Source organism: Peribacillus sp. NPDC097224 (assembly GCF_044761985.1).
Classification (GTDB): Bacteria; Bacillota; Bacilli; order Bacillales; family DSM-1321; genus Peribacillus.
The window spans coordinates 292030-308825 of sequence record NZ_JBIWDK010000004.1 but is presented as its reverse complement, the minus strand read 5'-3'; the positions used below and the strand labels follow the sequence as shown (position 1 = coordinate 308825).

Genomic DNA, 16796 nt, shown 5'->3' with positions numbered 1-16796 from the left:
ATCTACGATGGATGCTTTTGAAGCCATTAAAACGAGAAGAAGTATTGGGCTGGTCAAACAAGATCCTGTGCCCAAAGAAATCATCGAACAAATTATCGAATCCGGAACTTATGCACCTAATCACTTTAGAACGGAGCCTTGGCGGTTTTTCGTGCTGATGGGTGAAGGAAGAAACAAGCTTGGTCAGGTTTTTGAGGAAATCACTAAACTTGAAAATGTGGATGACACACCAGAGAGCCTAATAAGCAAAATGGAAAAAGCAAAGAAAAACCCACTGAGGGCGCCTGTCATCATTGCGGTAGGCATTGAGCCTAGCGATAAGAAAAATGTCATTCTAACTGAAGAGTATGGTGCGGTCAACAGTGCTGTTCAGAACATGCTATTAACGGCACACTCGCTGGGGCTGGGTGCGGTATGGAGAACCGGTAAAATTGCCTATCATGATAAGGTGAGGGAATTTTTCGGTTTATCGGCCAAAGGGGAAATCCTGGCTTTTATCTATCTGGGGTATCCGGATATGGAGCCCAAACCAGCAAAAAAAACGCCAATCGACCAATTGACGACTTGGATCGTATGAACAAGAAGCGGAAACGCTTCTTTTTTTTTTTCAATTAGATTTAAAACACAAACATATGGTATTATCAAAGTAGTGGTCAATTACTATATTAGAAAACTAAAAGATCGTAAAATAGCATGTTGAATGAAGTGATGCTTTTTTGTTTGTGCAGAGTTAATAAAGAGGAGGGACATAGAGAGTGAACACACGTTCATTCTTTTAAATATGGGAAATATTATATTACTTCTTGCAGGAGCGACTTTATTCCTAAATGGAAAAATGACGTTAGGAAAAGCCGATGCAAGAAATGTTGCGGTATTTAATTTATTTGTTGGCTCGTTTCAGGTGCTCGGTGCGTTTTATTTAATTATTGTTTCAGAACCTAGCAATGCAATGTCTTTAGGACATGCATCGATATTCTTGTTTGGTTTTACCTACTTGTACTTGGGAATAACCATTCTAAAAGGGATGGATGGAAGCGGTCTCGGGTACTTTTCACTATGGGTGTCCATTTTGTCAGTTGTGTACGCAACCGTAGAGTTTGCTCAATATGGTGACATGGTGAAGGGGTTGAACTGGGTATTATGGTCGTTCCTTTGGGGAATGTTCTATTTGACCAACTGTAAGAAGTTGCCCATTTCCGAATTCGTCGGGAAAATTTCGCTTGTACTATCATGGGTTACACTGACTATTCCATCATTATTGACCCTTACAGGTGTCTTTGATAACCAAACCATTTACAAAGCTTGGGCCATTGTATTGGTTGTATCTATTATCTACATCGGGTATCTGGGTTATTTATTATTTTACAAGAAAAAAGAAAAAACAAAAGCTATAGCAGCATAACTCATGGAGCAGTATCTCCGTTTGCCATAAACGGAGGTACTGCTCCTCTTATATATATACCTTTTGTAGTTGAAGAATAGGGATACGCCTTTGTCTGCTTCGTTTCAAGTGACGGTTTAGGATTTAGGTTGTACAATAAATGAGGTTAATAAATTTTGATGAATTAGGATGTGTCTAATAGATGAGAACGATTGATCCATTTGAAATTATTGATGGAAAAGCGATTAAATATTTGGATGTCTTTGGCGTTGAAAACGGCATTGCATTAAAAAGTAAGTATGAAGATAAAACGTATTGGATTTATGATTACTATTGCATGCATCAGACTTGCGATTGCCAAGAAGTCTATCTAGAGTTCGTTGAGGAAAAGAAAGATAATAAGCAAGCGGGGCAACATTTTGGAATACGTGTTTCTTTCCATGATAATCAATTTGTTCTAGAGGATTATAATACTTCCAAACAAAAGGCAATGGATATCGCCGAAGATACATTGAAATATAGCAAAGATATAATGGAGCTGTTTAAACAACGCTACGAGAAAATGAAGCAAAAGGGTACCCAGATCATTATGGAGAGTGCAAAAGCGGCGAAAATGCCACATGTACATACAGAACCTGTTATAGGTCGGAATGATCCTTGTCCTTGCGGCAGCGGGAAAAAATATAAAAAGTGCTGTGGCAGGGCTTAACTATATCGAAAAGGTGACTTCAATGGGAGTCGCCTTTTTTTATTGAAAAAATGGGAAATTTAAGTGGTATTTAAAGAACGTATGTTCTATAATGAAAAAGTAAGTAAATGGCCAGTGAGAAATAAAGGTAGTTAAATAGTTGGAATTTTATGTAAAACTATTTTTTATTTTCAAAAATCTGGTATATATAAGTTAAAGAGATTCTTTTTATCTCTTTAATGGTTAACGACAACCAGATGGGATAGGTCTCCCTCGCCGAGGATAGTCAAATTATTGACGAAGGAAGGGGTAATCAAATGTCGAAAGAAAAAAGATTAATTCCTTACAAAGTGTTAGAAATAATGGAAAAGGCCAATGAGAAAGTTCCTGAAGGTGTGGAGCTTATAAAGGCACCGGAAATATGGGAACAAGGCAATTATGGTGAAGGTGTGGTCATTGCTGTCATTGACACTGGTATAGATAAGGAACATCCCGATTTAAAAGAGAGAATCATTGACGGAAGGGATTTTACTGAAACCGGGGATTACCATGATGATAATGGGCATGGAACCCATGTCAGTGGTACGATTTTAGCGACCCTGAATGATGTAGGTGTAGTAGGTGTGGCACCGAAAGCGAGTATTCTAGCTTTGAAGGCTTTAAATGGAAAGGGCCAGGGAGATATCAACTGGATCAATGGGGCATTGGAGTATGCAATCAATTGGAAAGGGCCGCAGGGTGAAAAGGTCTCTGTCATTTCACTTTCATTGGGAGGGCCCCCGGATGATAAGGAACATCAGCTAATACAAAAAGCGATACAGAATGATATTCTTGTCGTTTGTGCAGCAGGGAACGGTGGAGATGGCCGCCATGATACGGATGAGTTAGATTATCCAGGAGCTTATTCAGAAGTGGTGGAAGTGGGGGCGGTGGACTTAAGCCGGAACTTGGCAGATTTTTCGAATACGAATGACGAAATTGACTTAGTGGCACCGGGTGTCGATATTCTCTCCACATATCCAGGAAGCAAGTATGCTAAGCTCAGTGGGACATCAATGGCTACACCACATGTGAGCGGAGCTGCAGCCCTCTTGAAAATCATCTCAGAAAAAGAATTCGGTCGTAAATTAACAGAGGCGGAACTATATGCCCAACTGGTAAAAAATACGGAAGATTTGGGGATAAGCAAGAAGGCACAAGGAAATGGAATGTTGAATTTATCAATGGTCACGCATAGTGCACAGAATGAAATTAGAAGAACCATTGAGGCAAGCAAGAGCATGGTTGTAGAATAATAAGTAAAAGATGCCCCAAGTGATTTTGGGGCATCTTCTTAAATGATTACTTCTTATTTTTACGTGCGGCTATCGTAAGGGCAATAATCGAGATGATCAAAGATAAAAGGCCAAGTATGATGATCAGTGTTTGATCGTTATTCTCTTCTTTGTCTGTGGACTCCTTCGATTTGTCTACAGAATCGGAATGAGAGTGATCACCTTCTTCGGCATGTTCATGGACTGATGAATCTTCATTGCTCTTGGAAGCTGCCGTAATTTCTGTTATGGAGTGTGGTAGGTCAGAACCTTCCTCTCCACTCCATTCGACAATCTCCCCATCGGCATAGTATTGAAATGCATCCCAAGCGATATCGGCCTCATCCTTTGGATTTTGGGCAACGAACGTGAATTGTTGGAACTGGCCTGCAGCAATGCCATCACCAGTCGCTTCCCAGGTTACTGTTTTTACATGTCCTTTTTTATCCTTTTCCGTTGTCACTTTCCAATCGGGGACTGGTTGGTAACTTGAAAAGGTGATGCCTTCAGGAACCTTTAAGGCAACCTTCGTGGTAGATGATTCTTTTTCAACCGGAACTTTCAGTGTATAGGTTTCCCAAGCTTCAGGTGCTGAAGAGCTTGGGTTGACCGTAACATGGGCATTTGCAGATCCAGCAAAGAGGAATAGAGATGCCAATGCACCGATAATTAGCTTTGTACCATTTTTCATGTTTATTTCTTCCCTTCTCATTATGAGTTTCCTACTACTATTACAAAATCCGCATCAATAGAGTGGAGTTCCCTCGTTAAACCATGAACTTGAATCTTCCATTTTCCTGACATGGTTATAAGCGACTTGGTTTTGAATATACCCTTTTCTTCTTCCTGAAGGTGCAATTTTACTTCCCCTGTGTCTTCATCTAAAGGCTCCATGACCACTGTAAGCTGTTCGATATCTGTATAAGGGATGCCCTCATTATTTATTAACTCCACTTGAATGAGGTTCTCACCGATTTCATTGGGGGTCACCGATAAAGTTACTTGATCATTATTTTCAGTCATTTCCGTTTTCTCTACAGGACCTGGAGAAGACTTGGCTGTCTGAACATTTGTTAAAAGAGCAGCAATAAGGAGAATGATGATTCCCAGGCTGAATTCTATTCCAGTACTGAGGCCCAGCTTCTTCGTTTTTCTTTTCCCACGGAGTAAATGAAATGCCCCAAACCCTAACATGATGGACATAAGTCCGATTTTTCCGAGTAATAATTGTCCATATGTCGTATTTAGCAATGAATGAAGAGTTGGGACATGTTGAAAACTACTGTAAAGTCCGCTGACGATCAGGACAATCACAAAGAGAACGGCCCATGAGGAAAACTTCTGTATGATTGACCAATAAAACGTTTTTTTATCAACATCAGTCAGCTTCGGATTATAGGACTTTGGAAGAATTATCAGTATAGCCAATAAACCGCCTAGCCATAATGCCATGGACATTACATGGAGAAAATCCATAGATACAGCCAGGTATTGATGAGTTGTATCCATGGTATGTCCGATTAAGGCCTTGCAAACCATCAAGGCAGATATAAGGATAAAGGATGTTAGGAGAGAAACCTTGTTGAAGTAATTTCTCCATATAGCCAAAATTGCCACAAGTAAGGCAATTAGCAACACCATTTCTATCATCCAAATATTTCCGAATTGGGTGGTCTGTAATACTTCTTTTAGGTAGATGCCATTGAAAGCATGCCACCAACCTACATCAGCGTCAATCGTAACTTTTAAAGGTAGACTCAATAGAATGGAAATCGCCAGTCCGGTATAAGATAGCCAGATATAGCGTCGGGCCCTATTGCTGATTTGATCAGGAGTAGGGCGTTTCACCAATGATAAATAAAAAAAGAGTGCACCAGTAAGAGCGGCAAAACAAAGATATTGAAGGCTTTGCAGGACTATTTGTGTTGTACTTGGAAAGCCTGCATGTTCTTCGCCGATCAGTTGATCGGATGGGATGTTGGATTCCCCATATTGAAAGGGAATTGTACCTTTGATGGGGTGACCATCACTAGAAACCACTCTCCATTTAATGATATAAACCCCTTCATCGAAAGAGCTTGACCATGTAGCTTCAAGGGTATTCCCTGAAACTTGGATATCTTGAAGTGGGATCTCCTTCCCCTCTTTGCTGTACATGGCAAGTGAGTGAAAGGAAGATTGTATAGTTTCACTGAATTGAATGCTGATCTTTTCAGGTATAGTATCCAAGCTCTCATTTGGGCTAGGATTCGAGCTCAAAACGGATGCATGGCCAAAGGCCGTTACCGGTAAGATAAACAAGGCAAGTAGACTGACGAACAGCCATATGTAATTCTTCATTTTGTTGTGCCAGCAACCTTTCTTAGTACTTCTATGAACTAGTATAAAATGAAAATGTGAAATAACAGTGAAAAAATGAAGAGAATCTCTCTACATTTTCTTGATCTATAAGCTAATTATTCTATTTCCTATTATGCATCATTAAGAAATAATTAAGCTTACCATGGTACTCTGACCTTACCATATTACAGGAAATGTAGGGGGGAGTACGTTGAAAAAGATAAAAAAGGCGAGAAGGTGATTTTAGCCGGTTCAATCGTGTGTATGGGGACGTTTACTTATATCCCGAACACAACAAAATAGGACAAGTAAACAAGTACTTATCCTATTTATATATCGGCAATTCAATTTTAACTTCGGTACCATGGTTTAGTTTGCTACTAAAGTGTACTTTTCCTTGGTGCGCTTCGATAATACGGCAACTTACGGTCAGACCAAGCCCAGTCCCTTTTTCTTTAGATGAAAAAAAGGGCTCCCCGAGATGTTTCATGCGATCTTTCTCGATTCCACAGCCATTATCCTTGATTGTAACGGAAATGGAATGGCTAATATGCTCAATTTCTATCGAAATATGGGATGCTGTTGCTTCCAGAGCATTTTTGACCATGTTGATGAATACTTGTTTAAGCTGGTTTGCTTCGCATAAAATAAGCGGTATATCGTTTTTTACCTCGATAGAAATTTGAGCGGAAGAAGAATCGGCTTCTACAAGAAGCAAGGCTCTGACTTCATCCATCAATTCTACGATCTGATTTTGACTGAACATGATTTCCTGAGGCTTTGCTAGGACAAGCAATTCGCTAACGATTAAGTTGATCCGGTCTAATTCGCTAAGCATGATGGTGTAATATTGATCATGGGGTTGGTCGTTTTTTTTCAGTAGTTGAACGAACCCTTTTAAGGACGTTAAAGGATTGCGCACTTCATGAGCAACACTTGCTGCAAGTTCACCGATGATCGAAAGTTTCTCGGATTTTCGTAAGCGTCTTTCTGTTTCACGAATTTGTGTTACGTCTTTTGCATACGTAATGATACCGGCTAATTCTTTGCCCACTAACATGGGAACAAAAGTACAAGAAAGTAAAATGGAATTCCCGTATTTGGTAACAAACGCTATATCTTTTCCTTTTTTAATCCCCTTTTGATTTTCCACGACATATTGACAGGATGACTGGATGAGCTCTTTAGCTTCTGCGGAAAAATCCAAATCTATAAAAGGGTCCCCTTGAACCTCACCTTTACGAAATCCAGTGACGGTTTCAAATCTTGGATTGACGTTTATGATGGTTCCTTTCAAATCAAGCATTAACATGGGGGAAGGGTTGTGATCAAACAAAGATTTATAACGCTGTTCACTAGCAAGCAATTGACTTTCCGCGGTAATTCTTTCTGAAATATCCCTACCTATGACTACTAACCCTTTTCGTGAACCATCTTCATGAAATAATGGGACTTTGATGGTATCGAAGGTCTTAAAATGACCGTTTGGCAGTGGAATATTCTCCTCACAACGGGTAATCTTCTTCATTGCCCATGTTTCTTGATCGGAATCTTCACAGTAAATCAATGAATCTCTGTAGAATTGGGAGTACTCGGCAAGCTCGCTATCTTTTTTTCCTTTATAGTCCACACTCTCCAATTGGAATAACTGAAGTCCAAACGTATTCGATTCTAGCCATCTACCTTCTCCATCCTTAAAATTCACAAAGTCTACCATTGAGTTAATAAGGGTACTTCGAAGTTGTTCTTCTTCTTTTAGTTGTTTGAACTCTTCTCTTTTAGATAAGTAGAGAAATAAAATCAAACCGATTAATAGGACAAAGATGAACCCTTCTGCTCGCTGGAGTTGAAGGAACGCCTCTTTAGTATTCAAGGAATTCGTTAAATAGTAATTGAAAACAAGTAATGTGGTCATTCCAGAAAGAATGTAGATTACTAATATGATACGTCTCGGCATATGGGTCTCCCTGAATTCTCCGACATTTCAAAGCTGAAATACATACACATTTTAACAAACTATTGGCTGAAAATATACGATTCCACACAAAAAAACAGGCAGCAAGGTTACCTGTTTTTCTTAAAGAGTGATAGGTTCTTTTTTTTCTTGAAGCGCTTGTAGATAAGGAAAAAGGTTAAGAGCAGGAAACCGAGTACAATCAATGTATATTGATTCATCTCTACGGAAAGAAGTCCATATGGAATTAAAGAGAGAAAGAAGAAGTAGATGAGATTGCCTAATGCTGTTGCCATTAAGAAATCTTTGAAGGTGACGGAACTAACTCCAGCTGCAAGGTTTATTAAACTTGTCGGTATGAAAGGGAAAATTCTACCGGTAAAGACATACATAAACCCATGATCCTTGACGGAATCCTGCCAGTCGGTACCCATCTTTCTTAAAATCAATGACTGGAACCAGTGCCTGGCAGCGTAGAAAATGGTTCCTGACGCGACCACGCTTGTTAACCAACTCCATAGATACCCGAATGCAAAGCCAAAGATCGTTACATTAATTGTTAAAAGTAAAATCAGGGGGATGACAGTAAAGGAGTTCTGAATGATCATCAAAACGAACGTCACTACAAAGGTAAGAAGGAGATTTTCTGTCAATATGGATATCACGGATTCCAAGTCGCTATTCCAAATCATCGTGAATAATTCTGAATTTAGCCCGATGAATGTTACTACAATCAGAAGGACGAGTAACATCAGTATTTTTTTCTGCAAAAAGTCACCACCATTTATCAATTTTTTTGAGTATGGTTGAAAAAAAGAGCCGCTGCATGTAGCAGACAGCTCTTTGGATATAGATTGTTCTTTTACTTTATGCACAGTGAGTTCAAAGCAACTTTCCAAATTGAATTCTTTTATTCATCATATAAATGATGGGTGCCCCGATCAGTAGGACGAGGAATTCCCCGGCTGCTGTTGTTGCCCAACTTATTAAGAATGGCAATCCTAAGACTAGATTCAATTCTATGGCTATTAGGAACATCGTAACCGTGAATATGATGATGGTCATGGCCATTCGACCCTTAATGCCCGTTATGAAACGGGAAGAAAAGATGACAAGCAATAAGGCTATCAGAGATTGCCCGACCCCAAAAATCAAGTCATATGCCCCTAACTGTGAAAAGAAAAGGTTCGATATGAACACACCGACGACTATGCCGGATATATATTTCTTATTAAATACAATAAGATGATTCAACATTTCGGGAATGCGGAATTGAAGCACCCCAAACATAATCGGCTGAAGCACGAATGAGACAGCGATATAGATGGCAGCCAATAGACCATTTATCGCGAGCGTACGAATATTCATTTTTTTCTCTCCCTAGTTTTTTATCGTGGGATGGTTACGAACCACGTTAGGCTTTTGCCCGAAGTTTAATAGTATCGTATTTTGGCCTCTTTCGTCAATTTCAAGATTTTATGCGAAATATTGAATATTTAGAATAAAGGAAAGAGATTTTGCTTTACTATAGTGAAGAATGGTACGATTCATAAAAAGAGTTAAAGGAAAGGGATGAAAGTAAATGTCAATCGAGAGTGTTAGGGCCCACTTTAAACAATGGAACAGGGAACATGATGTGATGGAATTCAAAACATCTAGTGCCACAGTAAACCAAGCTGCGGAGACAATCGGGGTTATACCCGCGCGCATTGCCAAAACGTTGTCATTTAGGGGAGAAGGAGACCAAGCACTTTTGGTCGTGGCCGCTGGAGATGCGAAAGTCGATAATAAGAAATTCCGGAAAATGTTTGGGTTCAAGGCAAGGATGTTATCTCCAGAAGAAGTTCTTGAACAGACCGGACATGCAATCGGGGGTGTCTGCCCATTTGGATTGGCAAATGAACTGGATGTTTACTTGGATGTTTCGATGAAACGGTTTGAGACAGTTTTCCCGGCTTGCGGGAGCGCGAACTCAGCCATTGAACTTTCACTCGGGGATTTATTTCAATTCTCAAAAGCAAAGGACTGGGTAGATGTTTGCAAGGACTGGGAGCAAGAAGTGAATGAAGATATGCAGAAACATATCATTTGAATGAAGATATGCAGAAACATATCATTTGAATGAAGATATGCAGAAACATATCATTTGAATGAAGGAATAAAGTCCACTTCATGTGGACTTATTTCTGATAGTGGGGAGTTATTAGGTTCTAATGAATTAGGATAGAATGCCAATGATGGAGGGTCATGGATGTCCAATGTAGAGTACAAAAACAATAATAGTAGTTATCACAGTCTTAAAAATCTATATGAGGAAAATATCACGGTCAGAAGCATAGCCCAAGAGTTTGAGTTTTGTGGAAAAGATGAATCGGCCATTGATATCAAAAATGTAATGGAGGAAAAACACTTTGATACATTGGCCGTGAAAGACCAGGGGGAAATCGTTGGTTATATCGATAGACATGAACTTGGCGAAGGGAACATTTCGGATTATATGAAGCTCTTTTCCCCAAGGGAACTTGTATCGGATTCAACGCCCTTGATCCAATTGTTAGGCATTTTTAAGAAGAAAACGAGGGTATTCGTGTTAGAGAATAATTCAATCAAAAAGTTAATCACGCATGCCGACCTCCAAAAACCACCAATCAGGATGCTGATTTTTGGCTATATCACTTTATTGGAAATGAGACTTAGTGATATTATCATGCATCGATTCGGGGGTGAAAGCTGGTATCCGATGATTAGTGAGGATCGTCTACATAAGGCAAGTGAATTATATGAAAGGAGAATGGAGAAAAATGAGGAGATTAATTTAATTGAATGTCTACAAATTAGTGATAAATTCGACATTATTCATAAAGATAAAGAGTTGAGAACATTTTTTCAAATCCCATCCAAAAGTAAAGGGAAGAAAGATGCCAATGCCATCAGGAAGTTACGGGATAAGATTTCGCATGCTAATGAACTTGGGATGGATATGTCTTGGATTGAAATCATAGAAGTGGTCGAAATCTGTGGCCGCTTGCTGGAAATCTCTGAGTCCTATCATTATGAATGGGGGTAAACAGATAGAAGGATTGGAGAAAAAGGGAGAGTGCTGGTTGCTCCATTTTCAATATCCAGGAAAACCTTGAGGAAGTCGTTAGGAGAACCTGTTAGTATGCGGTTCTTTTTTTGTTGCGGAAAAAAGCTGCCTGAATGGAAGGCAGCTTTTCTCGGTCTTTAAAATTCAGGCAGTTCATCCAGATTATTTTCTTTAATGCCATCAGGCTCACTCCGCAAAATGTCCCGACCATATTTATGAAAGACATCTACGTTTGCGAGTGCACCAGCCTTGGCTTCTGAAAGAGCGGTGGGATAGTCCAGTTCCCTTCCGGTATTTGTCTTGATGGCGATGATATTATCCTCTTCATTCTTCCGTACGGCGACAATTTCTTCTTTGTCGTTCCCACCTTGTTGGTTCGCTTGTGGCGTTCCTTGTTGTTTGTAGGATTCATAGGCTTCTTCAAATGTGTCCATTGTACACCTCCTCTTTATAGGGTGAACCATTTTTCCAGCAATATACGAACTGGTTTTCGTCATCATTGAGCCGGATTTCTGTCATAATGGGCCGAATTTTCGGCTAGGATTTACGTTTGAACCTAACTTGATTGGACTTTTCTGTTTGGCATGGCACTTGCATTATAAATAAGTGGAAGTGAGAAAAACACGGACCTAAGGGAGGAATAGAATCATGAATGTAAATCAGGGGACAAGTACGGTGGAATCGAAAACATTGAAGGATGTTAAAACAATGAAGGCAGCGGTCGTCAATGAATTTAAACAAGAGCTTGAAATTAAGGATGTACCGATTCCGGATTTAGAGTATGGTGAGATTCTAGTTAAAATTAAGGCATGTGGCGTATGTCACACGGATTTACATGCAGCACATGGCGACTGGCCGGTGAAGCCAAAGCTCCCGCTTATTCCTGGACATGAAGGAGTAGGGATTATCGAGAAGGTAGCAGAGGGCGTCACAACATTGAAAGTCGGTGACCGAGTAGGAATTCCATGGCTTTATTCGGCATGTGGCGACTGTGAATACTGTTTGACGGGTCGTGAAACGCTCTGCTTGGATCAACTGAATGCAGGATATTCGGTGGACGGAGGATATGCGGAATATTGTAAGGCACCGGCAAAATATGTTGTCAAGGTTCCGGAAGGGCTAGATTTTGCCGAGGTCTCCCCAATTTTCTGTGCAGGTGTGACGACGTATAAAGCGCTTAAGGTTTCAGAAGCAAAACCAGGGGACTGGGTCGCAATCTATGGTATTGGCGGACTTGGGCATGTTGCGCTTCAATATGCGAAGGCGATGGGATTCAATGTCATTGCCGTCGATATTCAAGATGATAAGCTTGAGCTGGCAAAAGAACTAGGAGCGGATTATACAGTGAATGGGTTGAAGAGCGACCCCGTTCAAGCAATTAAGGATAAAGTTGGTGGCGTACAAGCAGCTATTTCTGTTGCCGTAACGAAAAAAGCATTTGAACAGGCTTACAGTTCAGTCAAAAGAGGCGGAACACTCGTCGTGGTCGGATTGCCGAATGATGAACTTCCTATCCCTATTTTTGATACGGTATTAAATGGGGTAACGGTGCGAGGTTCAATCGTTGGTACAAGAAAAGATTTACAAGAATCTCTTCAATTTGCGGCAGATGGAAAAGTACGGACGAATATTGAAACAAGACAGCTTGATGAAATCAATGATGTGTTTAAAATGATGGAAAAGGGTGAAATTAACGGTCGTATCGTTTTAACAATGGAATAGAAAAAAATGAAAGGGTGTCCTATTAATGGGGGCACCCTTGTTCATATAAGAGTCAGGTATGTTTTTTTTCATTTAGTATATAACGTAATTTCCTCATTGAAATCTGTAGGCGCTTGGCGGCTTCATTCCGGTTTCCATACGTTTTTTGAAGGGTTTGCAGGACGAGCTCTTTTTCGATGGTAGATTCGAACTGTTTGATTTCCAAGAGTATGTTTTCAAGCGTCAGCTCATCTTTTTCATTAAAATCGGCTACAAGTTTCTTCCGCCATTCTTCGAGAGGGTTTTCAGGAGAGTGAAGATCCATTGTAGCTTGTTTCTTGGGTGAAATGACCTGATGGGTAGGGAGAACGATATCTTCCGCAGTGATATCCTGTCCATGATCTGCGAGGGTTAAGGTTCTCATCACGGTATTAGATAGCTCACGTATATTTCCGGGCCAGTCGTATAGCTGTAATTTTTCAATAGCCTCTTGTGAAAAGGATACATCTGCCTGACCATTCCTTTCGACCAGATGCTCGACAAGGAGAGGGATATCCTCTTTTCTATGACGTAATGCTGGTATTTCAAGAGTGACAACATTCAGGCGGTAAAATAGATCCTCCCGAAATTTATTGTTTTCTACTGCTTGCTGAAGATTTTCATTAGTGGCAGCTACCAATCGTGCGTTGGTCCGTAATGTCCCACTGCTTCCGACCCGCATAAATTCCCTAGTTTCCAAGACCCGCAGAAGCTTGACTTGGATGGCTGGACTGGCATCAGCAATTTCATCAAGGAAAAGGGTTCCATTTCCGGCTATTTCAAAAAAGCCTTTTCGTTGTTGGGTTGCACCGGTGAATGCGCCTTTTTCATGGCCGAATAATTCACTTTCAAGCAGGGATTCTGAAATAGCTCCACAATTAATCGCGATAAAGGGCTCGTGGTTACGCGGGCTTGCTGAGTGAATGAAGCGGGAGAGCACCTCTTTACCCGTTCCCGTTTCCCCTTCTATTAAGACATTAACCGATTTTTGAGCGACTTTGAACGCCATTTCTGTCAGTTCTTTCATTATGACACTTTCACCGACGATGAGACCGGAGTCCCTGGCCAGTTTCTGAAAGAAATGCTGATTCACATCCGTGTTTTCATTCAGGAGGTTTTCAATCTGCTTTTCTAATATCTCAATATCGGCAAAGGGTTTTTCCATATAATCACTTGCGCCAAGTTTCATTGCGCGGACGGCGGTCTTGACTGTGCTGTAACCAGTCATGATGAGTGCCTTGCAACGAGGTTGTTTTTGTTTGAGATGTTGTAAAAGGGAAAGGCCGTCACAATCGGGAAGCTTCAAATCAATCATCGCAGCATCATAATGCTCCTGATTAAAATCGATTGCATAAAAGTCCTTTCCACTATGTATGACGTGTACGTTGTATCCTTTCATCGTAAAAAGCCGGGATAAAAAGGTACCCACCTCTTTTTCATCGTCCACTACAAGTAAATGAATCATGTTATTCACTCCTCTCATCTTCTGTCGGTAGGGGAATCTTCAGTGAAAATATACTTCCTTGGCCTGGCGTACTCCATACGTCAATTTTGCCGCCATGATCTTTCGCGATGCCAAGACTAACAGACAACCCCAGTCCAGTCCCCTTGTCGCGGTCTTTTGTCGTATGAAAAGGGTGGAAAATAAGAGGGAGGCGCTCGGCTTCAATTCCTGTCCCATTATCAGCCACCTGGACGATCATATATTCCTCTTCTAAAAAGGTCTGGATGGTGATTGTTTTTGGGGCTGATTCATCAAGATCACTCAAGGCATCCTTGGCATTCAATAACAAGTTGATGATAATCTGTTCAATCTGCTGTTGGCTGCCCTTGATGTACGGCAGGTCTTCCTGTAGGGAAAGGTGAATGAATATTTGTTTCTTCTCGAGTTGGAACTTCAGCAAGTTCAAAACTTGGTGGATGGCTTCGTTCATAGAATAATAGTGGAACTTGTATTCATCCTGCCGTGAAAAGGTAAGCAGACTTTTTACGATTTGCCTGCATCGGTCGCCGCAATTTTGGATATCGGTTAGCAGGTTGTAATCATGGTGTTCCGGAAGTGTGCTTCTCAATAAAAGCTGAGAGTTACCAATGATGGCGGTTAATGGACTATTCAATTCATGGGCTATTCCCGCTGCCATTTCACCGATGGCCCCTAGCTTGTCGGCATGAAGTAATTGAGCTTCCATTTTTCTTCTTTCGGTAACATTTTTATAATAAGCGATAACACCGTATACTTGCTGTTCCTTGTTTTGAATGGGGTAGGCGTGCATTTCCATTATGGCTCCTTGCTGAAGAAGGAGTTCCTGAAAACCTGGCTTATCAAGTGAGAAGGTTTCTTGAATGAGAGCTTGAGAGGCCTTTTTCAAAGGTTCTAATTCAAAAAAATCCTTGGCTGCATCATTGGATTTGTAGACCCCACCCTCCCGGTCAAAGACGACAATCATATCTTCTACCGCCTTAAAGGTATCCTCCCATTCCTGCTTAGAATGAAGTACTTCCATATAGAGCAGAGCATTTTCGAAAGTTAGCGCTAGCTGATTGGATAGTTGCTTTAGAAAATCTAACTCCTCTTTGAGCCATGCTGTGTTATTCTTCCTGCCGAAGGTTAAAATCCCGATTTCTTCATTTTTTCCGTACACAGGAATCAAGAGGAGCGTTTCTATCTGAAGGGACAGAAGTTGTTCTTTTTCTGGAAAAGCAGGGAGGATCTCGACGTTTATCTGGATCGGTTCCTTTATCGAATGTAATTGGTCTTTGGATTCAATGTTAAGCTCGCATGGTCCATTAGGGCATATATGGAGTATAGTCGGATCTTCTTCATATAAAATAATGAAATGACAGTCATCAAATGAGATCAGTCGTTTTAGTTTATCGACTACATTTCGAAGAATAAGATGAATATCCAAGTCTCCGTTCATGTTCTTGGTAATATCATTCATGATTTCAAGTTGTAGATTCTTCTTTTTTAACTCATCGACGGTCTTCTTTAGTTCAGTGTAGTATGTTTTTTTCGAAGACCGTACACCGGTCATTAAATCTATCATTTCATTTTTGTTCATGGTTGCACCTCCTATAGGGCTGTAAGGAGCAATTGTTTAATCTGTTCTATGGACATATCACGAGGATTTGTAATCATGCAGGCATCATCAATAGCGGTCATGCCTATTAGTTCAATCATATCCGTAGTAATGCCGACATCCCCTAAACTTAGAGGCACGCCTATATCTTGGGATAACTCCCGAACGAAGGCAACAGCGGCGGCGCCTGATTGTTGCTCTGTTAAGGTCCGTGTGTCGATTCCCATGATTTCCGCAATATCGCTGAATCGCCTAGGGGAAGCAATTCGGTTGAAATCCATGACATGGGGGAGAAGGATTGCATTGATTTCCCCATGTGGAAGCAGGTACTTTCCGCCGATGGCATGGGAAATCGCATGGGCGGCTCCTAAAATGGCGTTGGAAAAGGCAAGTCCGGCTTGCAGGCTAGCCATGGCCATCGCCTCTTTTGCTTCTTCATTATTTTTAGATGCAACAGAAGGGCGTAGGTAACGGGAGACGATGGAGAGGGCGTTCTGTGCTTGAACATCAGTAAGTGGTGTTGCTGCGATAGAAACATAGGCTTCAATGGCGTGAGTCAAAACGTCCATACCCGTTGCCGCAGTCAAGTCTGGATCCAAAGTTGTCAACGTAGCCGGATCGATGATGGCAATATCGGGTACGAGCGACTTTGAGATGATCGTCATTTTCTTCTCGCGGAACGAATCGACAATCACCGAAAATTGGGAGACTTCCGAGCCGGATCCAGCCGTGGTCATGATCATCACCATGGGTGGAAGAGGCGAATGGACTTTATCGACCCCTTCATAATCACTGGTGACTCCGCCGTTTGATGCCAATAAAGCGACCCCTTTGGCGACATCCAGCGCACTTCCTCCGCCAACCCCTATGATGGCATCACACTCATGATTATGAAACGTCAAACAGCCGGCTTCTATTTCACGGTCTTTAGGATTTGTCGTTGCATCGATAAAGGAAGCGTAGGCAAGTCCTGCATCTTGACAGGATTTTACGACGATATCCAGCCAGCCGGCATTGGCTACACCAGGGTCACTTACAATCAGCACCTTTTTGGCCCCTAAACGTAGGCATGCCTCTCCCGCTTGCTCTATCGAACCTTTTCCAAAAATCACTTCAGGCATCACGAATTTAGTAATGGACATTCTCGCCCCTTCTTCCCTGATTAAAGTCGTATTCTCTTTGTACTACTTTCCAGAAAAAAAGCTAAATTCC

At 41.1% G+C, this 16796-nt stretch carries 16 protein-coding genes and 1 riboswitch; of the genes, 7 read left to right on the top strand and 9 right to left on the bottom strand.

The features are described 5' to 3' along the window. The first annotated feature begins 7 nt into the window (after nt 1-7). The 4 genes from ACIQXR_RS10935 to ACIQXR_RS10920 all read left to right on the top strand — a co-directional run bounded on the left by ACIQXR_RS10935 (nt 8) and on the right by ACIQXR_RS10920 (nt 3364). Complete coding sequence (locus tag ACIQXR_RS10935) at nt 8-577, top strand: nitroreductase family protein (protein WP_402872166.1); 570 nt, start codon at nt 8-10, stop codon at nt 575-577. Between the two features lie 204 nt (nt 578-781). Further along, on the top strand, nt 782-1402 hold the full coding sequence (locus tag ACIQXR_RS10930) for an AmiS/UreI family transporter (RefSeq protein ID WP_402872163.1): 621 nt from the start codon (nt 782-784) through the stop codon (nt 1400-1402). 181 nt (nt 1403-1583) lie between these two features. Further along, nucleotides 1584-2090 carry an SEC-C metal-binding domain-containing protein gene (locus ACIQXR_RS10925; RefSeq protein WP_402872160.1) on the top strand — a complete coding sequence of 169 codons (507 nt, stop codon included), beginning with the start codon at nt 1584-1586 and terminating at the stop codon, nt 2088-2090. Between the two features lie 296 nt (nt 2091-2386). Further along, nucleotides 2387-3364, top strand: a complete 978-nt coding sequence (locus ACIQXR_RS10920; protein ID WP_402872157.1) for a S8 family peptidase — start codon at nt 2387-2389, stop codon at nt 3362-3364. Nucleotides 3365-3410: 46 nt separating this feature from the next. On the opposite strand, the gene ACIQXR_RS10915 is transcribed toward ACIQXR_RS10920, so the two are convergent. The 5 genes from ACIQXR_RS10915 to ACIQXR_RS10895 form a co-directional block, all read right to left on the bottom strand. Then, nucleotides 3411-4073: a YcnI family copper-binding membrane protein gene (locus ACIQXR_RS10915; protein ID WP_402872155.1), complete on the bottom strand. Its 663-nt coding sequence runs from the start codon at nt 4071-4073 to the stop codon at nt 3411-3413. A gap of 20 nt (nt 4074-4093) precedes the next feature. After that, nucleotides 4094-5722, bottom strand: coding sequence for a copper resistance protein CopC (locus tag ACIQXR_RS10910; RefSeq protein ID WP_402872152.1), 1629 nt, complete (start codon nt 5720-5722; stop codon nt 4094-4096). Nucleotides 5723-6047: 325 nt separating this feature from the next. After that, on the bottom strand, nt 6048-7679 hold the full coding sequence (locus ACIQXR_RS10905) for an ATP-binding protein (RefSeq protein ID WP_402872149.1): 1632 nt from the start codon (nt 7677-7679) through the stop codon (nt 6048-6050). Between the two features lie 107 nt (nt 7680-7786). Continuing rightward, the gene (locus ACIQXR_RS10900) at nt 7787-8446 is read right to left on the bottom strand and encodes a TVP38/TMEM64 family protein (protein ID WP_402872146.1); all 660 of its coding nucleotides are present in this window, start codon (nt 8444-8446) and stop codon (nt 7787-7789) included. 112 nt (nt 8447-8558) lie between these two features. After that, a complete protein-coding gene (locus ACIQXR_RS10895; protein WP_402872143.1) occupies nt 8559-9044 on the bottom strand; it encodes a QueT transporter family protein in 486 nt (161 codons plus the stop codon). A 6-nt stretch (nt 9045-9050) separates the two neighbouring features. Next, nucleotides 9051-9095, bottom strand: a riboswitch (PreQ1 riboswitch). A 163-nt stretch (nt 9096-9258) separates the two neighbouring features. Here ACIQXR_RS10895 and ACIQXR_RS10890 point away from each other — a divergent pair. Both ACIQXR_RS10890 and ACIQXR_RS10885 read left to right on the top strand, forming a co-directional pair. Continuing rightward, the gene (locus tag ACIQXR_RS10890; protein WP_402872140.1) at nt 9259-9768 is read left to right on the top strand and encodes a YbaK/EbsC family protein; all 510 of its coding nucleotides are present in this window, start codon (nt 9259-9261) and stop codon (nt 9766-9768) included. A 159-nt stretch (nt 9769-9927) separates the two neighbouring features. Next, a complete protein-coding gene (locus tag ACIQXR_RS10885; RefSeq protein WP_402872137.1) occupies nt 9928-10743 on the top strand; it encodes a hypothetical protein in 816 nt (271 codons plus the stop codon). A 158-nt stretch (nt 10744-10901) separates the two neighbouring features. Here the strand turns inward: ACIQXR_RS10885 and ACIQXR_RS10880 are convergent, their stop codons facing one another. After that, nucleotides 10902-11198 (bottom strand): DUF3892 domain-containing protein, encoded by a 297-nt coding sequence (locus tag ACIQXR_RS10880; protein WP_402872134.1) that lies wholly within the window; start codon nt 11196-11198, stop codon nt 10902-10904. A gap of 274 nt (nt 11199-11472) precedes the next feature. Between ACIQXR_RS10880 and adhP the strand changes: the two genes are divergently transcribed. Then, the gene (gene adhP / locus ACIQXR_RS10875) at nt 11473-12486 is read left to right on the top strand and encodes an alcohol dehydrogenase AdhP (RefSeq protein WP_402872317.1); all 1014 of its coding nucleotides are present in this window, start codon (nt 11473-11475) and stop codon (nt 12484-12486) included. Between the two features lie 52 nt (nt 12487-12538). Here the strand turns inward: adhP and ACIQXR_RS10870 are convergent, their stop codons facing one another. From ACIQXR_RS10870 to ACIQXR_RS10860, 3 genes are read right to left on the bottom strand one after another with little or no spacing between them, the layout of a single operon-like run. Next, entirely contained in the window at nt 12539-13969 is a 1431-nt protein-coding gene (locus ACIQXR_RS10870) for a sigma-54-dependent transcriptional regulator (protein ID WP_402872131.1), read from the bottom strand. 1 nt (nt 13970) lies between these two features. Further along, nucleotides 13971-15566 carry a sensor histidine kinase gene (locus ACIQXR_RS10865; RefSeq protein WP_402872128.1) on the bottom strand — a complete coding sequence of 532 codons (1596 nt, stop codon included), beginning with the start codon at nt 15564-15566 and terminating at the stop codon, nt 13971-13973. An 11-nt stretch (nt 15567-15577) separates the two neighbouring features. Continuing rightward, nucleotides 15578-16726, bottom strand: a complete 1149-nt coding sequence (locus ACIQXR_RS10860) for an iron-containing alcohol dehydrogenase (RefSeq protein ID WP_402872125.1) — start codon at nt 16724-16726, stop codon at nt 15578-15580. Between the last annotated feature and the right edge of the window lie 70 nt (nt 16727-16796).

What these genes read in the sequence shown, in the direction of transcription:
- ACIQXR_RS10935 (WP_402872166.1), top strand. Translation starts at nt 8, where the DNA reads ATGGATGCTTTTGAAGCCATTAAAACGAGAAGAAGTATTGGGCTGGTC.
- ACIQXR_RS10930 (WP_402872163.1), top strand. Translation starts at nt 782, where the DNA reads ATGGGAAATATTATATTACTTCTTGCAGGAGCGACTTTATTCCTAAAT.
- ACIQXR_RS10925 (WP_402872160.1), top strand. Translation starts at nt 1,584, where the DNA reads ATGAGAACGATTGATCCATTTGAAATTATTGATGGAAAAGCGATTAAA.
- ACIQXR_RS10920 (WP_402872157.1), top strand. Translation starts at nt 2,387, where the DNA reads ATGTCGAAAGAAAAAAGATTAATTCCTTACAAAGTGTTAGAAATAATG.
- ACIQXR_RS10915 (WP_402872155.1), bottom strand. Translation starts at nt 4,073, where the DNA reads ATGAAAAATGGTACAAAGCTAATTATCGGTGCATTGGCATCTCTATTC.
- ACIQXR_RS10910 (WP_402872152.1), bottom strand. Translation starts at nt 5,722, where the DNA reads ATGAAGAATTACATATGGCTGTTCGTCAGTCTACTTGCCTTGTTTATC.
- ACIQXR_RS10905 (WP_402872149.1), bottom strand. Translation starts at nt 7,679, where the DNA reads ATGCCGAGACGTATCATATTAGTAATCTACATTCTTTCTGGAATGACC.
- ACIQXR_RS10895 (WP_402872143.1), bottom strand. Translation starts at nt 9,044, where the DNA reads ATGAATATTCGTACGCTCGCGATAAATGGTCTATTGGCTGCCATCTAT.
- ACIQXR_RS10890 (WP_402872140.1), top strand. Translation starts at nt 9,259, where the DNA reads ATGTCAATCGAGAGTGTTAGGGCCCACTTTAAACAATGGAACAGGGAA.
- ACIQXR_RS10885 (WP_402872137.1), top strand. Translation starts at nt 9,928, where the DNA reads ATGTCCAATGTAGAGTACAAAAACAATAATAGTAGTTATCACAGTCTT.
- ACIQXR_RS10880 (WP_402872134.1), bottom strand. Translation starts at nt 11,198, where the DNA reads ATGGACACATTTGAAGAAGCCTATGAATCCTACAAACAACAAGGAACG.
- adhP (WP_402872317.1), top strand. Translation starts at nt 11,473, where the DNA reads ATGAAGGCAGCGGTCGTCAATGAATTTAAACAAGAGCTTGAAATTAAG.
- ACIQXR_RS10870 (WP_402872131.1), bottom strand. Translation starts at nt 13,969, where the DNA reads ATGATTCATTTACTTGTAGTGGACGATGAAAAAGAGGTGGGTACCTTT.
- ACIQXR_RS10865 (WP_402872128.1), bottom strand. Translation starts at nt 15,566, where the DNA reads ATGAACAAAAATGAAATGATAGATTTAATGACCGGTGTACGGTCTTCG.
- ACIQXR_RS10860 (WP_402872125.1), bottom strand. Translation starts at nt 16,726, where the DNA reads ATGTCCATTACTAAATTCGTGATGCCTGAAGTGATTTTTGGAAAAGGT.